The sequence below is a fragment of the Paraclostridium bifermentans genome, from assembly GCF_964259345.1.
GTDB classification, from domain to species: domain Bacteria; phylum Bacillota; class Clostridia; order Peptostreptococcales; family Peptostreptococcaceae; genus Paraclostridium; species Paraclostridium bifermentans_B.
This window is the reverse complement of sequence record NZ_CAXVJR010000001.1, coordinates 187,839-204,834: the sequence shown is the minus strand read 5'-3', so window position 1 is coordinate 204,834 and position 16,996 is coordinate 187,839. Positions and strand designations below refer to the sequence as shown.

Sequence of the window (16,996 nt, the reverse complement as noted above, 5' to 3'; positions counted from 1 at the left end):
AGGGTCTTATATTTATAAATGTTATTTTGAATCTTTTACATTTATATTTTTATCGATATACTTATCTATATAAATTTTTAAGATGGCTGCTATGGGAACAGATAAAAATACTCCTATAAATCCGAATAAAGACCCTCCTACCAAAACTGCACTTATAATCCAAAGTGGACTTAGTCCTACATAGTCACCCATTACCTTAGGTCCAATTATATTTCCATCGATTTGTTGAATTATTAATAAAAATATAGAAACCCAAAAGGCTTTTATAGGGTTGTAAATCAAGGTCATAAGTATAGGGAAAACTGCGCCTACAAAAGGTCCAAAATAAGGGATCATATTGGTTAAAAATATTATGAATGATAAAAATAAGCTACTTTTTATATTAAGTATAAATTCAAATCCTATGAAGGTGATGACTCCTATAATTAAAGAATCTATAAATTTACCAACAACATAATGATAAAATATTTTATTAATTATATTAAAAAAATCGATTATTTCATTTGATTTTTTTATTGAAAAAGTAGCATAAAGTAAATTTTTAAGCTTAGTTATTATTTTTTCTTTATCATATAATATATATATTGATAATATTATTCCTATTATTAGATTAAACAACAAAGAAGTTAAACTCAAAATATAAATTAAAACATCTGAAGCAGTTTTATTAACAATTTCCATTAAATTATTTAAAATAGAGTCTAAATTTTTTTGTAAGCTAGGAGTTATATTATTAAATAAATCAGTTTTAGATATATATTTATTTAATAATAAATCGAAATCAATTATATAATTAGGGATTTCATTAATTATAATATTTAAAGTATGTGTCAATGATGGTATTAGTAAATACAAACCACATCCAAATAATAAAAAAAATAAAGTATAAGATATTAAAATATTAAAAACTCTAGGTATATTAGTTAAACGTTCTATATACATAACAAAAGGATTTATAAGTAAACACATAAATATTGATAATAAAAATGGCCTTAAAAATCTAAATAGGCTATTGATTTCAGACAAAAAAATATAAGGACTATCTATTGCTTTGAACATTAAGAGAGATATAAAAATAATAAATATATAGTATTTTATATTATCTTTTGAAATCAAAAAAAGCACCTCCTTTAGATTTAATAAAACATAGTAATATTAATTTAGCCAAAATTTATTAATAAAATAATATAAAAACACAAATTAATTTAAAATAATTTTAAAATTATAGTATAATAATCTAATGTGAAGAAATAAAAATATAAGGAGAATTATATGAGAATCAATAAATATATAGCATCTTGTGGAATAGCTTCAAGAAGAAAAGCGGAAGAATTAATACTTGAAAATAGAGTTAAAGTAAATGGTAAAGTTATAAATGAATTATCATTAAAAATAGATGAAAAAAAAGATAAAGTGGAAGTTGATGGGAATATTATAGGATTAGAAGAAGAACTTGTATATATAATGTTAAATAAGCCAGAAGGTTATGTAACAACAGTTAAAGATCAATTTGATAGAAAAAGTGTAGTGGATTTAGTAAAAGATGTAAAAGTTCGTGTATATCCAATAGGAAGATTGGATTATGAAACTAGTGGTTTATTACTTTTAACCAATGATGGAGACTTGACTTATAAATTAACTCACCCAAAACACGAAGTTGATAAAACATATGTAGCTACAGTTAAAGGAATTCCTAACAAAAGTGAGATTGAAAACTTTGAAAAAGGGCTATATATAGAAGATTACAAAACATCTCCAGCGAAAATAAAGATAGTAAAAAAGAACATTGAAAAAAATTATGCAGTATGTGAAATTAAAATACATGAAGGCAGAAATAGACAAGTAAGGAAAATGTGCAAAGCAATAAATCATCCAGTTATGAATTTAAGAAGAAAAGCTATGGGAAAAATAATTTTAAGAGATGTTGAAATAGGAAAGTACAGACATTTGACAAAAGATGAGGTTGAATACCTAAAAAAACTTAAATAAGAAGGAATGGTAATAATGATTAAGGCTAAGTATTTAACAAAAGTTACAGATTTAAATAAAGTATTACTTGAAGATGTAATTAATGAAGGTGATACAGTTATAGATGCTACAATGGGAAATGGATATGATACTAAATATCTTGCTCAAAAAGTAGGGGAAAGTGGAAAGGTATATAGCTTTGATGTACAAGAAGAAGCTATAAAAAGCACTAAGAAAAGATTAGAAAAAGAAGATTTATTAGATAGGACAAATTTAATATTAGATGGACACGAAAACATAGATATGTATGTGAATTGTGAAGTAAGTTGTGTTTTATTTAATTTAGGATATTTACCAAGAGCTAAGCATCAAGTGATAACTAAACCAAATACAACTCTTGAGGCTATAAAAAAGAGTTTAAAGCTTTTAAAGGCCCATGGCGTAATTAGTATAGCTATATATACAGGGCATGAAGGCGGAATGGATGAATGTGATGCAGTTTTTGATTTTGTTAGTTCTTTAAATCAAAGTGAATTTAATGTTTTAAATTGCAACTTTATAAATCAAGTAAATCATCCACCAAGACTAGTACTTATAGAAAAGAAAAAAGAATATTAATAAAAAGAGCATAGGCTACAGTAATTAATTACTGTAGCCTATGCTCTTTTTACATATTAAAGTTATATAAAAGAGTATATAATTAGTGAATTTATGGAAAGCTAAGAGGAGAATACTAAGGATAAGGAGTTTTTTTATGGTATTTTATATATCTGTAGTTTTAATAGGATTATTTGTGTTATGGGGACTTATATCACCTACATCGTTGGGGAATAGTGCAAATGAAGCACTTAAATTCACAACAACGAATTTTGGATGGATGTTTCTCATAATAACTTTTTTAGTATTAGTATTTATGATATTTTTAGCTTTTAGTAAGTATGGAAAATTGAAACTAGGAAAGGAAGATGATAAACCGGAATTTAATAATCTTACTTGGTTTGGGATGTTATTTAGTGCAGGTATGGGAATAGGATTGGTGTTTTGGGGAGTAGCAGAACCATTAGACCATTACATATACCCACCAATGGGAATCGAGCCATTAACACCTCAGGCTGCTAATAGTGCTATAGTATTTTCTTTTTTTCATTGGGGACTTCATGCATGGGCTATATACTCTTTGGTAGGACTAACTATTGCATATTTTAGATTTAGGAAAGGTAAAAAATTACTTATTAGTCAGACTTTATCTCCAATTATAGGAGATAATATTCAATCAGCAAAGGCAAAGACTATAGATACTTTGGCAATAATAGCTACAGCATTTGGAGTTGCAACATCATTAGGGTTAGGTGCTATGCAAATAAATGGAGGATTAAATCAATTATTTGGAGTTGATATTAATTATTTAAATCAATTTATTATAATAGTTATAGCAACAATATTATTTTTATTATCAGCTTCTACAGGACTTGAAAAAGGAATAAAAATACTTAGTAATATAAATGTAGGCATAGCAATATTATTATTAGTTTTTGTATTCATATTAGGACCTACATCAAAAATATTAGAAATATTTACAAATAGCTTAGGTACGTATTTACAAAATATAGTATCTATGAGCTTAAGGTTAACACCATTTAAAGAATCAACATGGATAGCTGATTGGACATTATTTTACTGGGCTTGGTGGATAGCGTGGTCACCTTTTGTAGGAGTATTTATAGCTAGAGTATCAAAGGGAAGAACAATAAGAGAATTTATAGTAGGAGTATTGTTAGTACCATCATTATTTAGCTATATATGGTTTTCAGTATTTGGAGGAACAGCACTTAATTTAGAGATAAATACAAATTTAAGTTTATTGGAAGCATTAAAAGCTGATATGTCATCTACTTTATTTATTACCTTAAATAGTTTACCATTAGGGTTTATAGCTAGTGTCGTAGCTGTATTACTTATAATAACATTTTTTGTATCTTCAGCAGATTCAGCTACATTTGTTCTAGGAATGTTTAGTTCTAATGGATCAATGCATCCAACTAATAAAGTTAAATTTACATGGGGGATATTACAATCTTTAGTTGCAGCATCATTATTATTGAGCGGAGGATTAGAAGGATTGCAAACTATGTCTATAGTAACAGCGCTTCCGTTTAGCTTAATTTTGGTATTAATGATAGTATCACTCATAAAAGAGTTAAGGCATGAAAAAGTATATAGAAAGCCTAAAAAACATTAGTTAAATAATATCAGATCGTAAATATGGTCTGATATTATTTTTGTGTATACAATATATTTTTATGAAAAATATGTATATATACATAAAAATACAGATAAACTTGAAAGTTTACTACTTGAAAATTTCTTTTTGAACAATTGATTAGTAATAAGTACATTAAAATGGAAAAATAAAAATATATTCTAAAAAGAAGTGAATTCAGTAGTTTATATATAGATTTAAAATATTATTTGAATAAATATAATAATAAAAATCTATTGATATGAAATGTAAGAAAGTAAAATTGCAAAATTATATAAATATTTAAAAAAATGAATTAATAATTGCATTTTTACCTTAAAGTAGCTACTATTATAGTGAAAGAAAAAGTTGTGGGGGGATAATTTTGGAAAAGGGAAAACTTATAATAGACAATAATTGGTGCAAAGGGTGCGGTATTTGCATAGAGTACTGCCCTAAAAAAGTATTAAAGTTAGAAAATAATACAATAGCTGTAGAAGATATAGAAAAATGCATACTTTGCGGATTATGTGAATTAAGATGTCCAGATTATGCAATTTATATATCTAAAAATGCATAAAATAATATGGGGGGAAATATATGCGAAAAAGAGTAAAATTATTACAAGGGAATGAGGCTTGTGTACATGGAGCTTTATATGCGGGGATGAGATTTTTTGCAGGTTACCCGATAACACCTTCGACAGAAGTAGCTGAAATATCTTCTTTTATGCTTCCGAGAATAGGCGGAAAATTTATACAAATGGAAGATGAAATAGCATCTATGGCAGCTACAATAGGAGCATCATTAACAGGGCTTAAGTCAATGACAGCTACAAGTGGACCAGGATTTTCATTAAAGCAAGAAAATATAGGATATGCATCGCTTGCAGAGATACCATGTGTCATAGTAAATGTTCAAAGATGTGGACCAAGTACAGGATTACCAACATCACCAGCTCAAGGAGATTTAATGCAGGCTAAATGGGGAACTCATGGAGACCATCCTGTAATAGCATTATCACCAACTACTGTAAGAGATACTTTTGATTTAACTGTAAAAGCATTTAATTTTTCAGAAAAATATAGAACACCTGTAATTTTACTACTAGATGAAGTTATAGGACATATGAGAGAAAAGGTAGAAATACCAGAAGAAAATGAACTTGAAGTATTTAATAGATGTAAAGTTAATATAGATAAAAATGACTACAAAGCATATGATAAATCAACTCTAGTGCCTCCAATGGCAAACTTTTCAGATGGATATAGATATCATGTAACAGGTCTTATGCATGATGAAACAGGATTCCCGACTAATAGCACAGATGAAACTAAAATATTAATGGATAGATTAATGAATAAAATAAATGAAAACTTAGATGATATATTAATTTATGATGAATATAAAGTAGAAGATTGCGAAGAACTATTTATTACTTTTGGATGTATGAGTAGATGTACAAAAGATGCAGTTGACATGTTAAGAGAAAAAGGTATTAAAGCAGGATTATTTACTATAAAAACAGTATGGCCATTCCCAGAAGAAAAGGTCAAAGAATTAAGTAAAAATGTTCAAAATATATATGTTCCAGAATTAAATTATGGACAAATGATATTAGAAGTTCAAAGAGTATGTAACAATTTATGTAATATAGTAGGAATTAATAAATATAATGGAGAAATTATAACACCAGAAGAAATAGTAGATAAAGTTATGGAGGTGGTAAAATGCCAAGTAGCGTTATAGAAAATAATTTTAGATCAGAAAGGTTACCACATATATGGTGCCCAGGGTGTGGTCATGGAATACTTATGAGAGCTATAGCTGTAGCTATAGAAGAATTAAATCTTGATAAAGATAAAGTATGTGTAGTTTCGGGAATAGGCTGTTCATCTAGAGCTTCTGGATACTTGGATTTTAACACTTTACATACTACTCATGGAAGGGCGATACCTTTTGCTACTGGTGTGAAATTTGCAAATCCTGATATGCATGTAATAGTAGTAACTGGAGATGGCGATTGTACAGCAATAGGAGGAAATCACCTTATACATGCATGCAGAAGAAATATTGATATAACTACTATAGTATTTAATAATAATATATATGGAATGACAGGAGGTCAGTTCTCGCCAACTACAAATACTAATGATCTTGCAACAACAGCACCTTACGGAAATATAGACAAGCCATTTGATATATGTGAACTATCAAAAGGGGCAGGAGCTACATTTGTAGCGAGGGGAACTGCTTATCATGCAAAACAAATGATAGATTATATAAAGAAAGGTATCAATCATAAAGGATTTTCTATAGTTGAAGGAATTAGTATCTGTCCTACTTATTATGGTAGAAAAAACAAAAAAGGGTCCGCTGTATCATTAATGAATCTTTTAAAAGATAGTTATATAGATATATCTGTTAAAGATAAACTACCTAAAGAAAAAATAGAAAATAAGGCGTTTTATGGAATATTTAAAGATGACGTTATGCCAGAATACACAGAAGAATATGAAAAAATAATAAATAAATTCGAGTAACAAATAAGGAGATATGAATATGAGAAAAGAAATAAGACTTAGTGGATCTGGTGGGCAAGGACTTATTTTAGCAGGAATAATACTAGCAGAAGGGGCTATATTATCAAATTTAAATTCTGTGCAAACTCAATCTTATGGACCTGAAGCAAGAGGTGGAGCTAGTAAAGCTGAAGTAATTATAAGTGATGGAGAGATAAACTTTCCTAAGGTTAATAAAGCGGATTTAATGCTTTCATTAACTCAAAAATCATTTGACGAATACTCACAAAGTGTAAAAGCTGGAGGCACTATCATAATAGATTCAACTGTTGATGAAAGTATGCTTAATATAGAAGGAGTTGAAATTATAAAAGTTCCAATCATAGATAGTGCTAAAAATAAATTAGGAAAAGAAATGGTTTCAAACATAGTAGCATTAGGTGTTATAAGTGAAGTGCTTGATGAATTAAATAAAGAAAAATTAAGAGATGCTATATTAGCAAGAGTTCCAAAAGGAACTGAAAAATTAAATCAAAGTGCATTCGAGCTTGGTCATGATTTAATAAATTATGCATATTAATCTAAAAAAGAAAGGAGAGAATCCTTTCTTTCTTAGTTTTACATGAATTTCATACTCTAATAATTCATTTAATAAAAGTTAGGGTATGAAAAAAATTTATAGATAATTTTCAGAAAATAAAAATAAAAGAAGAAAATATTTTTATAATATCAAAAACAAAGGGGGTAATTTATGTTTGAATTTTCTAAAGAATTAGGTATGTTTGAAATGAGAATGGATATGATTCAGACTATTGCATTTACAACTGTAGTATTAATAATAGGATCTTTTATAAAAAGTAGAGTAAGGTTACTAAAAAAATATTGTATACCAGCTCCAGTTGTAGGTGGTTTTTCATTTGCAATTATTTCATTTTTATTAAGACAATTTAATATAATTGCTATAACTTTTGATACGACACTTCAGAGTATATTAATGACGGGATTTTTTACAACCGTTGGATTTACAGCTAGTATAAAAGTTTTAAAAAAAGGTGGAAAAGATGTTATTAAGTTTTTAATTGTAGCAGTTTTACTTGTTTTATCTCAAAATGTAATAGGAGTTTTATCTGCTATATCGATAGGGGTTGACCCATTACTTGGAGTAATTGCAGGATCTGTATCTATGACTGGAGGGCATGGAGCATCAGGGGCATTTGGACCTTTAGTAGAATCTAATGGTTTAGCAGGTGGGCTTAGCATTGCAATGGCTTGTGCAACCTTTGGATTAGTTGCAGGAAGTATTATTGGAGGTCCATTAGCAAAAAAACTAATTGAAAAAAACAATTTAAAGTATGATGAAATAAAAGAAAGTGAAGCACTAAATATAGAATCAGGTGGAAGCTGTTGCGAAGTTGATATAAAATTATATGATAGTAAACTAGTAAGCTCAGTAAAACAAATAATTATAGCAATGGGACTAGGAACGATTGTTTCATCTATGTTCTCGGCAACTGGTATTACTATGCCAGCTTATATAGGAGCTATGATAGTTGCAGCAATAATGAGGAATATATCAGATATTAAAGGTACATGGGAAACTTATGAGGTAGAACTGTCAAGCATAGGTTCTATTTGTTTATCATTATTTTTATCAATGGCTATGTGCAGTTTGAAATTATGGGAACTTGTAGATTTAGCTATACCTATAATAATATTACTTACAATACAAACACTATTAATGGCTTTATTTGCATATTTTATAACATTCAGAATGATGGGAAAAGACTATACAGCAGCAGTTCTTGCAGCGGGACATTGCGGATTTGGAATGGGAGCTACACCTAATGGAATTGCTAATATGGAATCTGTAACTAGTAAATATGGACCATCGCAAACTGCATTTTTTATATTACCATTAGTAGGTGCATTGTTCATTGAGTTTTTTAATTCAGGAGTTATAACCACTTTCATAAATTTATTGAAATAAAAAGCAATATCTTGTTTAAAAAACATAGTAAAAAGTGATATAATGTAATTGTATATAAAAGCAAATAAAATACTTAATATATAATATAAATCATTAGTAATTATGAGGAGATAAATATGAACGAAACTAAAGATTTTAAAGATAGCAAACAGCTAATAGATGATATTCAAAAACAATATCCAAGACTTAGTAAAGGTCAAAAACTTATAGCTCAGTATTTAATATCAAATTATGATAAAGTTGCATTTATGACAGCTTCAAAACTTGGAGAAGAAGTGGGAGTAAGTGAATCTACAGTAGTTAGATTTGCAAACGCTTTAGGCTTTTCAGGTTACCCAAAACTTCAGGATGCACTTCAAGAGCTTATAAAAAATAAATTAACAACAGTGCAAAGAGTTGAAATGAATCAAGAATATTCAGATGACTGCAAAATACTAAATAAAGTATTAAAAAGTGATATAGATAATATAAAACACACACTAGAAGACTTAGATGAAGCAATTTTTCAAAATGCATCAGATAAACTTTTAAAAGCAAGAAAAATCTATATATTAGGTATGAGAAGTTCATTTAGTATAGCTCAATATTTAGGGTTTTATTTAGATATAATACTAGATAATGTTCACATTATAAGAATGGATATGGGAGATGCTTTTGAACAAGTAGTAAGAGTTACAGACGAAGACGTAGTTGTTGCTATAAGCTTTCCAAGATATTCAAAGAAAAGTTATCAAGTTGTGGAATATGCTAAAGAAAAAGGAGCACATGTTATATCAATAACAGATAGCTTATTTGCTCCTATAGCTACTATAGCTGATACTACTCTTTTAGTAAAAAGTAATATGGCATCATTTGTAGACTCATTAGTTCCAGCTCTTAGTCTTTGTAATGCTCTTATTGTATCAATTGGAATGAAAGAAAAAGAAGATATAAAATCATATTTTGATGATTTAGAACAAATATGGGAAAAATATTCAGTATACGAATAGGGGAAATAAATAATTAGGAGAATATCTATGAATATATTAATAACTAATGATGATGGAATTCAAGCTGATGGAATTATTGAGTTAGCCAATTCTATAAAGACAATAGCTAATGTTTATGTTGTTGCACCTGATACTCAAAGAAGTGCAACTGGGCATGCAATAACTATACACGATCCTATAATGATTAAAGAAGAGAACATAGGAGAAGGTATAAATGCTTATTCTATAAGTGGAACACCAGCAGACTGTGTAAAAGTTGGGATAGAAGCTATATTTAAAGATATAGATATAGATTTAGTTTTAAGCGGAATAAATAATGGTCCAAACTTAGGTACAGATGTTATTTATTCAGGAACTGTATCAGCTGCTATAGAGGGGCTTATCCAAAAAAAGCCATCAATAGCAGTATCTTATGATTCATATAAAATATCTAAGGATAAATATAAAGAAGCTGCCACTTATGTTGTAAACCTTATAAAGAATATTAGTAATGACATGGATATATTTAATGATTGTATATTAAATGTTAATATACCTGATATCGAAATAAAAGGAACAAAAATAACTAAGTTAGGCATAAGACAATATGAAAATGATGTAGAAGAAAGACAAAGTCCATATGGTAAGCGTTATGTTTGGATTGGAGGAAAAGTAAAAGAACTCGAACAAGATAAAGATAGCGATATATATGCAACAGAAAATGGATATATATCTGTAACTCCTGTAAACATAGATATGACTAACTTTAAAAAAATAGAAGTATTAAACTCTATAAATCTATAAAAATAAGATAGGCTGTATCAAAGTATATAGCGAATTATAAATTTATTCGCATTAAATATTATGATACAGTCTATCTTATTTAAATTAATGAAAGAAGTCGTTGTTTTTCAACTTCCATATCTCTCATTTTTTTATCCATTTCAGAAATTTTCTTAGAGACTATAATTCCTCTTATAGTTGACTTAAATTCATTAAGTTTTAAGTCCAGATATTCATCATACTCATCATCTATAGTAAATTCTATATTAAGTATTTCCTGTTTATTAAGCAAGGTTTTATCTAGAGCTAGCTCCGTTTTTTTAATAACCTTTTTAGTTATACCGATTTTTATAACTTTTTCTAGATTACAAGGAGTAGAAAGTCGTATATCTTCTGATGAGCAAACAAAGTCTCCATCTCTTATAATTTTTTCTACTTCATTACATAAAAGTTTCATAATAGACTCTTTTATACCATAACTTTTGCCTGTTTTATGATCTACCTCATCTATTATTACAACACCTTTGAAATTTTTATTTATAATAACCGTTAGATCTTTTAATATATCTCTAACACTTCTTTCATTCATATATATCACGTCCTTTTAAGTCTTTGTACAATTATATTAAAAGTCGCGAATTATATACCTAATATATTAATATTTTTTTGGAGTAGCTAGAAATTCTTCTATTCTTTTAGCTTCTGCTTGCTTTTTTAAATCAGTAGCTATTTGTTCGTTTTTAAGTTCATCTTCATATTTTATATACTCAACACCAGATTCTTCTAATAATTGAAGACCTAGTCCAGTTGGATATTCACCTTTAAAAACTACTTTTTTAATACCTGCTTGTATGATTGATATACAACAAAATACACATGGTTGAGTAGTTACGTATAAAACAGCTCCATTGCAGCTTGTTCCATTTTTAGCACATTGTATTATTGCATTAGCCTCAGCATGACCAGCTCTACAAAGTTCTAGACCTTGACCTGATGGGATATTTCTTTTTCTTCTCTCACAATAACCTATATCTGTGCAATGTATAGCACCAGAAGGAGCTCCGTTGTAACCGGTACTTATTATCTGTTTATCCATACATATAACTGCACCCACTTGTCTAGACACACAAGTACTTCTAACTTTAGTTTGTTCAGCTATATTCATAGCCCATTCTGTGAATAATATTCTCATAAATATCCTCCTTCTTAAAATTCGCTATATTAATAATAACATAAAAATTGTACAAATGATAAAAATTTGAACTTATAGATTATAGAATATATACTAGTATTTAATAAAAGTAGAATAAGGAGTTGAGAATATTGTATATAGATTTTCATAATCATTTAGATTTTTATAAAAAAGATTTTATATATGAAGCTATTAACGATATAAATAAAAATAATATAAAAACAGTAGCATGTTCCATGGACTTAAATAGCTATAATAAAAATATTGAATTAGTTAAAGATAGTAAATTTATAATTCCTACATTTGGAGTACATCCGTCAAGAGCTTTTGAATTTATAGATAAAATAGATGAATTAGAAGAGTTTGTAAAGCAAACACCTATAATAGGCGAAGTAGGATTAGATTTTTATTGGGTAGAAGATAAAAATACATATAAAAGTCAAATACAAATATTTGAAACGTTTTTAAAATATGCTAATAAATATAATAAGTATATAAATATACATACTAAAGGTGCTGAGGAATTAGTATTAGAATTAATAAAAAAATATAATTTAAGTGAGCAATCTATAATTCACTGGTATAGTGGTGATAAAAATACGCTTAATAAATTAATTGATGCTAAGTGTTATTTTACAGCAAGTGTAGATCTTCCTTATTCTGAAAAATCTAGAGAAATAGCAAAATCCATACCTATATCAAAATTGCTAGGAGAAACTGATGGGCCTACAGCACTAGAGTGGATTAATGGCGAATATGGTATGCCTAGTGAAATAATAAATGTATATAAACATATATGTGAAATAAAAAATATAGATATAAATGAATATAAATTAAATTGTAAAAACACTTTGACAAAAATGATCAAAGAATATATTTGATATTAATCTAAAAAATATTTTGAAAAATAAGATAAAAAAATGTTTTAAAAAGTAAAAAATATAGTATAATTAGAAATGTAAAATATAATAAATAGGGGAGCTAAATTTGCTGAGAGGAGATACTATCTCGACCCTGGACCTGATTTGGATAATGCCAACGTAGGGAAACTTCTGTATAGATAATTTATAGACATATTATAAAACTATTTAAAGGAAAGCCTTATCCAGACGGATAAGGCTTTTTTAATTTAATAAATTTTAATAAAAAAACTATTTAGAAAGGGTGATTTAAAATGGTAATAGCAGATATAGCGGTTGTACCTTTAAGACCGTATGAAGGAGAAAAGGAAATGTATAAAGTTGTAGATAAATGTATTGAAGTTATACAAAACAGTGGACTTAAGTATGAAATAGGTGCAAATTCTACAACTATAGAAGGAGAATTTGATAAGGTTTTTGAGATTATAAAAAAAGCACATAAACTTCCATTTGAGCTAGGTTGTGAAAGAGTTATAACTACTGTGAGAATAGATGAAAAATGTGGGGGCATAACTATTAATGAAAAGCTTAAAAATCACAGATAGCGCAAAAAACTACTTTTATTCAGTTATAACATTTTTATCTATAATTATAATTTGGCAAATTATTGTTGAGGTAAAAGATATTCCACAATACATATTACCAACTCCAACAGATATAGTAGAGGTATTCATACAAGATTATAAAAATTTATTTTTAAATACAATAGTTACATTATATGAAACTATTTTGGGATTTATATTGGCATTAACTATTGCAATAATTATAGGAATATTAATGGACTTTTTACCTATTTTAAAAAAATGTTTTTATCCAATATTATTAGTGTCTCAAACTATACCAACTATAACAATAGCTCCACTTTTAATAATTTGGTTTGGGTTTGGTACATTACCCAAAATATTAATGGTAAGCTTAACTTGTTTTTTTCCAATTCTTATAAGTTTTGTTGATGGACTTGAGAATATAGATAAGGATTACTTAAATTTATTTAAGACTATGAAAAGTAGTAAACTTCAAACTTTTATACATTTAAAGTTACCTATGTCTATGGAGAATTTATTTTCAGGAATAAAAATATCTGCAACATATATGGTAGTTGCAGCTACTGTAGCAGAATGGCTAGGAGGAACCAAGGGGTTAGGTGTATATATGGTAAAAGCCAAAAGTGCATATGCACTAGATAAGGTTTTTGCATCTACAATTATAGTTGTAATATTTAGTTTGATATTTGTAGGAATTACACAAATAGCTAAAAAATTAATAATAAAACACAAATAAAGCTTGGAGGAGAATAAATGAAATTAAAAAAACTTACAGCATTAGGTCTTGTAGGAATACTGAGCATAGGAATACTAACAGGATGTACATCTGATAAAAATGAAAGTGAAAATAATGATGGGTCAAAAGATGTAAATGTAGTTCTTGATTGGACTCCAAATACTAATCATACAGGTTTATATGTAGCACTTGACAAAGGATACTATAAAGATGAAGGATTAAATGTAAAAATAGAGCAACCATCAGAAGGAGGAGCACCAACGTTAGTAGCTACAGGAAAAGCTGATTTTGGAATAAGCTACCAAGAAGAAGTTACATTTGCAAAAACTAGTGAAGACCCACTTCCTATTAAAGCTATAGCTACTATTATACAACATAATACATCTGGATTTGCATCACCTAAAGATAAGAATATAACATCACCGAAAGACTTTGAAGGAAAAGTTTATGGAGGTTGGGGATCACCATCTGAAGACGCAATACTTGATGCAGTTATGAAAAAAAATAATAAAGACTTTTCTAAACTAGAAGTTGTGAATGTTGGAGAAGATGACTTTTTTACAGCTGTAAATAAAAACATAGACATGATGTGGATATTTGAAGGTTGGACAGGAATAGAAGCTAAACAAAAAGGAGTAGAATTAAATTATATACCACTAAAAGACTTAGATGAAAGATTAGATTATTACACACCTGTTATAATATCTAATGAAACTTTATTAAATGATAATCCAGAAATTGCTAAAAAGTTTTTAAGTGCGACAACTAAAGGATATGAATATGCAATTGAACACCCAGAAGAGGCTGCAAAGATACTTGTAAAGTATGCTCCAGAAATAGATGAAAACTTAGCTATTGAAAGTCAAAAATATTTAGCTAATGAGTATATAGCAGACGCTAGTAGATGGGGAGAAATGAAAGATAGTGTATGGAATAATTATACTTCGTTTTTAAAAGAATATAACTTAATAGATAAGGATTTAAAGGCAAGTGATGCATATACAAATGAATTCTTACCACAATAAAGAAAAGTTAGTACTTAAAAACGTAGTAAAAAAATATGATGATAAAATTATATTAAAAAATATAAGTATAAACGTAAATGAAGGAGAATTAGTTTCTATATTAGGACCAAGTGGAAGTGGAAAAAGTACGATATTTAATATAATAACTAATCTTATAGAAGAAGATGATGGAGAAGTTAATATAAATGGAGATATAAGCTATATGCAACAAAAGGATTTACTTCTTCCTTACAAAACTATTATAGATAATGTTACCTTACCATTAATACTAAAAAAAGAAAATAAAAATATAGCTGCAAAAAAAGTAAAAGCATATTTTAAAGAGTTTGGGTTAGAAGGATATGAATACAAGTATCCAAGCGAGCTATCAGGAGGAATGAAGCAAAGAGCTAACTTTTTAAGAACATTTATAAATAGTAATGACTTAATGCTTTTAGATGAACCCTTTGGAGCTCTTGATTCTATTACAAAAGCTAATATGCAAAAGTGGTTATTAAGTGTTAGAGAAAAATTTAATTCAACAATAGTTTTGATAACACATGATATTGAAGAGGCTATAACATTATCAGATAGAATATATTTATTGTCAGATAAGCCAGCTATAGTAAAAAAAGAATTTAACTTAAAAGAATCTAATTATGAGTTTGGAAGTAAAAATTATATAAATCTTAAAAAAGAAATAATAAGTCTGCTTTAAAGCAGGCTTATTTTATGTACTAAAAATACATATAAATATAAGAAAAATTATACTGTAAGTACAATGACTAAGAAATATTAAAATGATAATATTTTTAAAAAGTAAAGATTTTAAGGGGGAAATAATGAGTAATATACTTTTTAAAAATACCAAACTAAGAGATTATAAAGAGAATTGTAATATACTAGTTCAAGATGGGATAATAAAAGAAATAGAAACTGATTTAAATAAGTTAAATATAGATTACAATAATACAAAGGTTATAGATATAAAAGGTAGACTAACTATACCACCATATGTAGAACCGCATATTCACTTAGATTATGTTTATACGGCACATAATCCAACAGCTAAAAATTCAACAGGAACTTTATTTGAAGGGATACAAAGATGGTCAGAATCTAAAAATAATCTAAATAAAGAGGATGTTAAAGAAAGGGCTAAAATAGCTTTAAGAAAACAGATAACTACAGGTATACAACATATAAGAACTCATGTAGATGTAACTGACAAAAACCTAACTGCATTAAAAGCTATGTTAGAACTAAAAGAAGAATTTAAAGATATTGTAAGTTTACAAATAATAGCATTCCCACAAGAAGGTATGTATGCATTCAAAGGTGGAGAGGAACTAGTTGAAGAAGCATTAAAAATGGGAGCAGATGTAGTTGGAGCTATACCTCACTTTGAATATACAAGAGAATTTGGAGAAAAATCAGTCAAAAAAACTATAGAATTAGCTTTAAAATACAATAAATTAGTAGATATACATTGTGATGAAACAGATGATGAGCAATCAAGATTTTTAGAAGTTTTAGCGGCACATGCTTATCTAGAAGGAATAGGAGAAAAAGTAACGGCAAGTCACACTTGTGCAATGCACTCTTATAACAATGCATATACATATAAATTATTTAAACTTTTAAAAGAATCAAAGTTGAATTTTATAGCATGTCCAACTGAAAATATACATTTGCAGGGTAGGTTTGATTCATATCCTAAGAGAAGAGGGGTAACTAGAGTTAAAGAAATGGTTCAAGAGGGAATAAATGTGTGTTTTGCACAAGATTCTATATCTGATCCATGGTATCCGCTAGGAACTGGAAACCTTATGAATATATTAGATGCAGGATTACATATATGTCAGATGATGAGTTTTGAAGAAATAAATAATTCGCTAGATTTAATAACAATAAATGGAGCTAAGACTTTAAACATCCAGAATGAATATGGAGTTAAAGTTGGTAATAAAGCTAATTTTATAGTATTAAATGCCACAAGCGAATTTGAAGCTATACAAGAAAGAGTAAGTGTTATATATTCTATTAGAAATGGAAATATACTTTTTGAGAGAATTCCAGAGGTAATAAAATCTGATAATCTACTTCTAGTATAGAGATGAATTTCATGATAT

Annotated in this window: 19 protein-coding genes and 1 riboswitch; of the genes, 16 read left to right on the top strand and 3 right to left on the bottom strand. The window is 27.9% G+C overall.

The features are described 5' to 3' along the window. Positions 1 to 21: 21 nt before the first annotated feature. The gene (locus ACEXNK_RS01160) at positions 22 to 1,059 is read right to left on the bottom strand and encodes an AI-2E family transporter (RefSeq protein WP_373601554.1); all 1,038 of its coding nucleotides are present in this window, start codon (positions 1,057 to 1,059) and stop codon (positions 22 to 24) included. 213 nt (positions 1,060 to 1,272) lie between these two features. On the opposite strand from ACEXNK_RS01160, the gene ACEXNK_RS01155 reads away from it, so the two are divergent. The 10 genes from ACEXNK_RS01155 (at position 1,273) to surE (ending at position 10,488) form a co-directional block, all read left to right on the top strand. Further along, positions 1,273 to 1,989, top strand: coding sequence for a pseudouridine synthase (locus tag ACEXNK_RS01155; RefSeq protein ID WP_373601366.1), 717 nt, complete (start codon positions 1,273 to 1,275; stop codon positions 1,987 to 1,989). A gap of 15 nt (positions 1,990 to 2,004) precedes the next feature. Beyond that, a complete protein-coding gene (locus ACEXNK_RS01150; protein WP_373601527.1) occupies positions 2,005 to 2,586 on the top strand; it encodes a class I SAM-dependent methyltransferase in 582 nt (193 codons plus the stop codon). A gap of 136 nt (positions 2,587 to 2,722) precedes the next feature. Further along, the gene (locus tag ACEXNK_RS01145) at positions 2,723 to 4,207 is read left to right on the top strand and encodes a glycine betaine uptake BCCT transporter (protein ID WP_373601368.1); all 1,485 of its coding nucleotides are present in this window, start codon (positions 2,723 to 2,725) and stop codon (positions 4,205 to 4,207) included. A gap of 385 nt (positions 4,208 to 4,592) precedes the next feature. Continuing rightward, a complete protein-coding gene (locus ACEXNK_RS01140; protein WP_373601369.1) occupies positions 4,593 to 4,787 on the top strand; it encodes a 4Fe-4S dicluster domain-containing protein in 195 nt (64 codons plus the stop codon). Positions 4,788 to 4,807: 20 nt separating this feature from the next. Beyond that, entirely contained in the window at positions 4,808 to 5,956 is a 1,149-nt protein-coding gene (locus ACEXNK_RS01135) for a 2-oxoacid:acceptor oxidoreductase subunit alpha (RefSeq protein ID WP_373601370.1), read from the top strand. Then, positions 5,938 to 6,750: a 2-oxoacid:ferredoxin oxidoreductase subunit beta gene (locus ACEXNK_RS01130; RefSeq protein ID WP_373601371.1), complete on the top strand. Its 813-nt coding sequence runs from the start codon at positions 5,938 to 5,940 to the stop codon at positions 6,748 to 6,750. Before ACEXNK_RS01135 ends, ACEXNK_RS01130 begins: the two co-directional genes overlap by 19 nt. 19 nt (positions 6,751 to 6,769) lie before the next feature. Further along, on the top strand, positions 6,770 to 7,309 hold the full coding sequence (locus ACEXNK_RS01125; protein WP_373601372.1) for a 2-oxoacid:acceptor oxidoreductase family protein: 540 nt from the start codon (positions 6,770 to 6,772) through the stop codon (positions 7,307 to 7,309). A gap of 171 nt (positions 7,310 to 7,480) precedes the next feature. Continuing rightward, positions 7,481 to 8,716 (top strand): sodium/glutamate symporter, encoded by a 1,236-nt coding sequence (gltS, locus tag ACEXNK_RS01120; RefSeq protein ID WP_373601373.1) that lies wholly within the window; start codon positions 7,481 to 7,483, stop codon positions 8,714 to 8,716. 116 nt (positions 8,717 to 8,832) lie between these two features. Continuing rightward, positions 8,833 to 9,705, top strand: coding sequence for a MurR/RpiR family transcriptional regulator (locus tag ACEXNK_RS01115; RefSeq protein ID WP_373601374.1), 873 nt, complete (start codon positions 8,833 to 8,835; stop codon positions 9,703 to 9,705). Positions 9,706 to 9,732: 27 nt separating this feature from the next. Further along, the gene (surE, locus tag ACEXNK_RS01110; RefSeq protein WP_373601375.1) at positions 9,733 to 10,488 is read left to right on the top strand and encodes a 5'/3'-nucleotidase SurE; all 756 of its coding nucleotides are present in this window, start codon (positions 9,733 to 9,735) and stop codon (positions 10,486 to 10,488) included. A 79-nt stretch (positions 10,489 to 10,567) separates the two neighbouring features. Here surE and ACEXNK_RS01105 read toward each other — a convergent pair whose 3' ends face one another. Together ACEXNK_RS01105 and ACEXNK_RS01100 are read right to left on the bottom strand one after the other, a co-directional pair. Continuing rightward, entirely contained in the window at positions 10,568 to 11,056 is a 489-nt protein-coding gene (locus ACEXNK_RS01105; RefSeq protein WP_373601376.1) for a hypothetical protein, read from the bottom strand. A gap of 66 nt (positions 11,057 to 11,122) precedes the next feature. Further along, positions 11,123 to 11,659, bottom strand: a complete 537-nt coding sequence (locus ACEXNK_RS01100) for a deoxycytidylate deaminase (protein WP_373601377.1) — start codon at positions 11,657 to 11,659, stop codon at positions 11,123 to 11,125. 131 nt (positions 11,660 to 11,790) lie between these two features. On the opposite strand from ACEXNK_RS01100, the gene ACEXNK_RS01095 reads away from it, so the two are divergent. The 6 genes from ACEXNK_RS01095 to codA all read left to right on the top strand — a co-directional run bounded on the left by ACEXNK_RS01095 (position 11,791) and on the right by codA (position 16,978). Beyond that, positions 11,791 to 12,540, top strand: a complete 750-nt coding sequence (locus ACEXNK_RS01095) for a TatD family hydrolase (RefSeq protein ID WP_373601378.1) — start codon at positions 11,791 to 11,793, stop codon at positions 12,538 to 12,540. A gap of 83 nt (positions 12,541 to 12,623) precedes the next feature. Then, a riboswitch (TPP riboswitch) is annotated at positions 12,624 to 12,724 on the top strand. A gap of 109 nt (positions 12,725 to 12,833) precedes the next feature. Continuing rightward, entirely contained in the window at positions 12,834 to 13,124 is a 291-nt protein-coding gene (locus ACEXNK_RS01090; RefSeq protein ID WP_373601379.1) for an MTH1187 family thiamine-binding protein, read from the top strand. Then, positions 13,099 to 13,860: an ABC transporter permease gene (locus ACEXNK_RS01085; RefSeq protein ID WP_373601380.1), complete on the top strand. Its 762-nt coding sequence runs from the start codon at positions 13,099 to 13,101 to the stop codon at positions 13,858 to 13,860. Before ACEXNK_RS01090 ends, ACEXNK_RS01085 begins: the two co-directional genes overlap by 26 nt. A 17-nt stretch (positions 13,861 to 13,877) precedes the next feature. Beyond that, entirely contained in the window at positions 13,878 to 14,885 is a 1,008-nt protein-coding gene (locus ACEXNK_RS01080) for an ABC transporter substrate-binding protein (protein WP_373601381.1), read from the top strand. Beyond that, positions 14,866 to 15,582, top strand: a complete 717-nt coding sequence (locus ACEXNK_RS01075; RefSeq protein ID WP_373601382.1) for an ABC transporter ATP-binding protein — start codon at positions 14,866 to 14,868, stop codon at positions 15,580 to 15,582. The genes ACEXNK_RS01080 and ACEXNK_RS01075 overlap by 20 nt, the downstream gene beginning before the upstream one ends. Before the next feature lie 124 nt (positions 15,583 to 15,706). Next, a complete protein-coding gene (codA, locus tag ACEXNK_RS01070; RefSeq protein ID WP_373601383.1) occupies positions 15,707 to 16,978 on the top strand; it encodes a cytosine deaminase in 1,272 nt (423 codons plus the stop codon). Positions 16,979 to 16,996 lie beyond the last annotated feature (18 nt).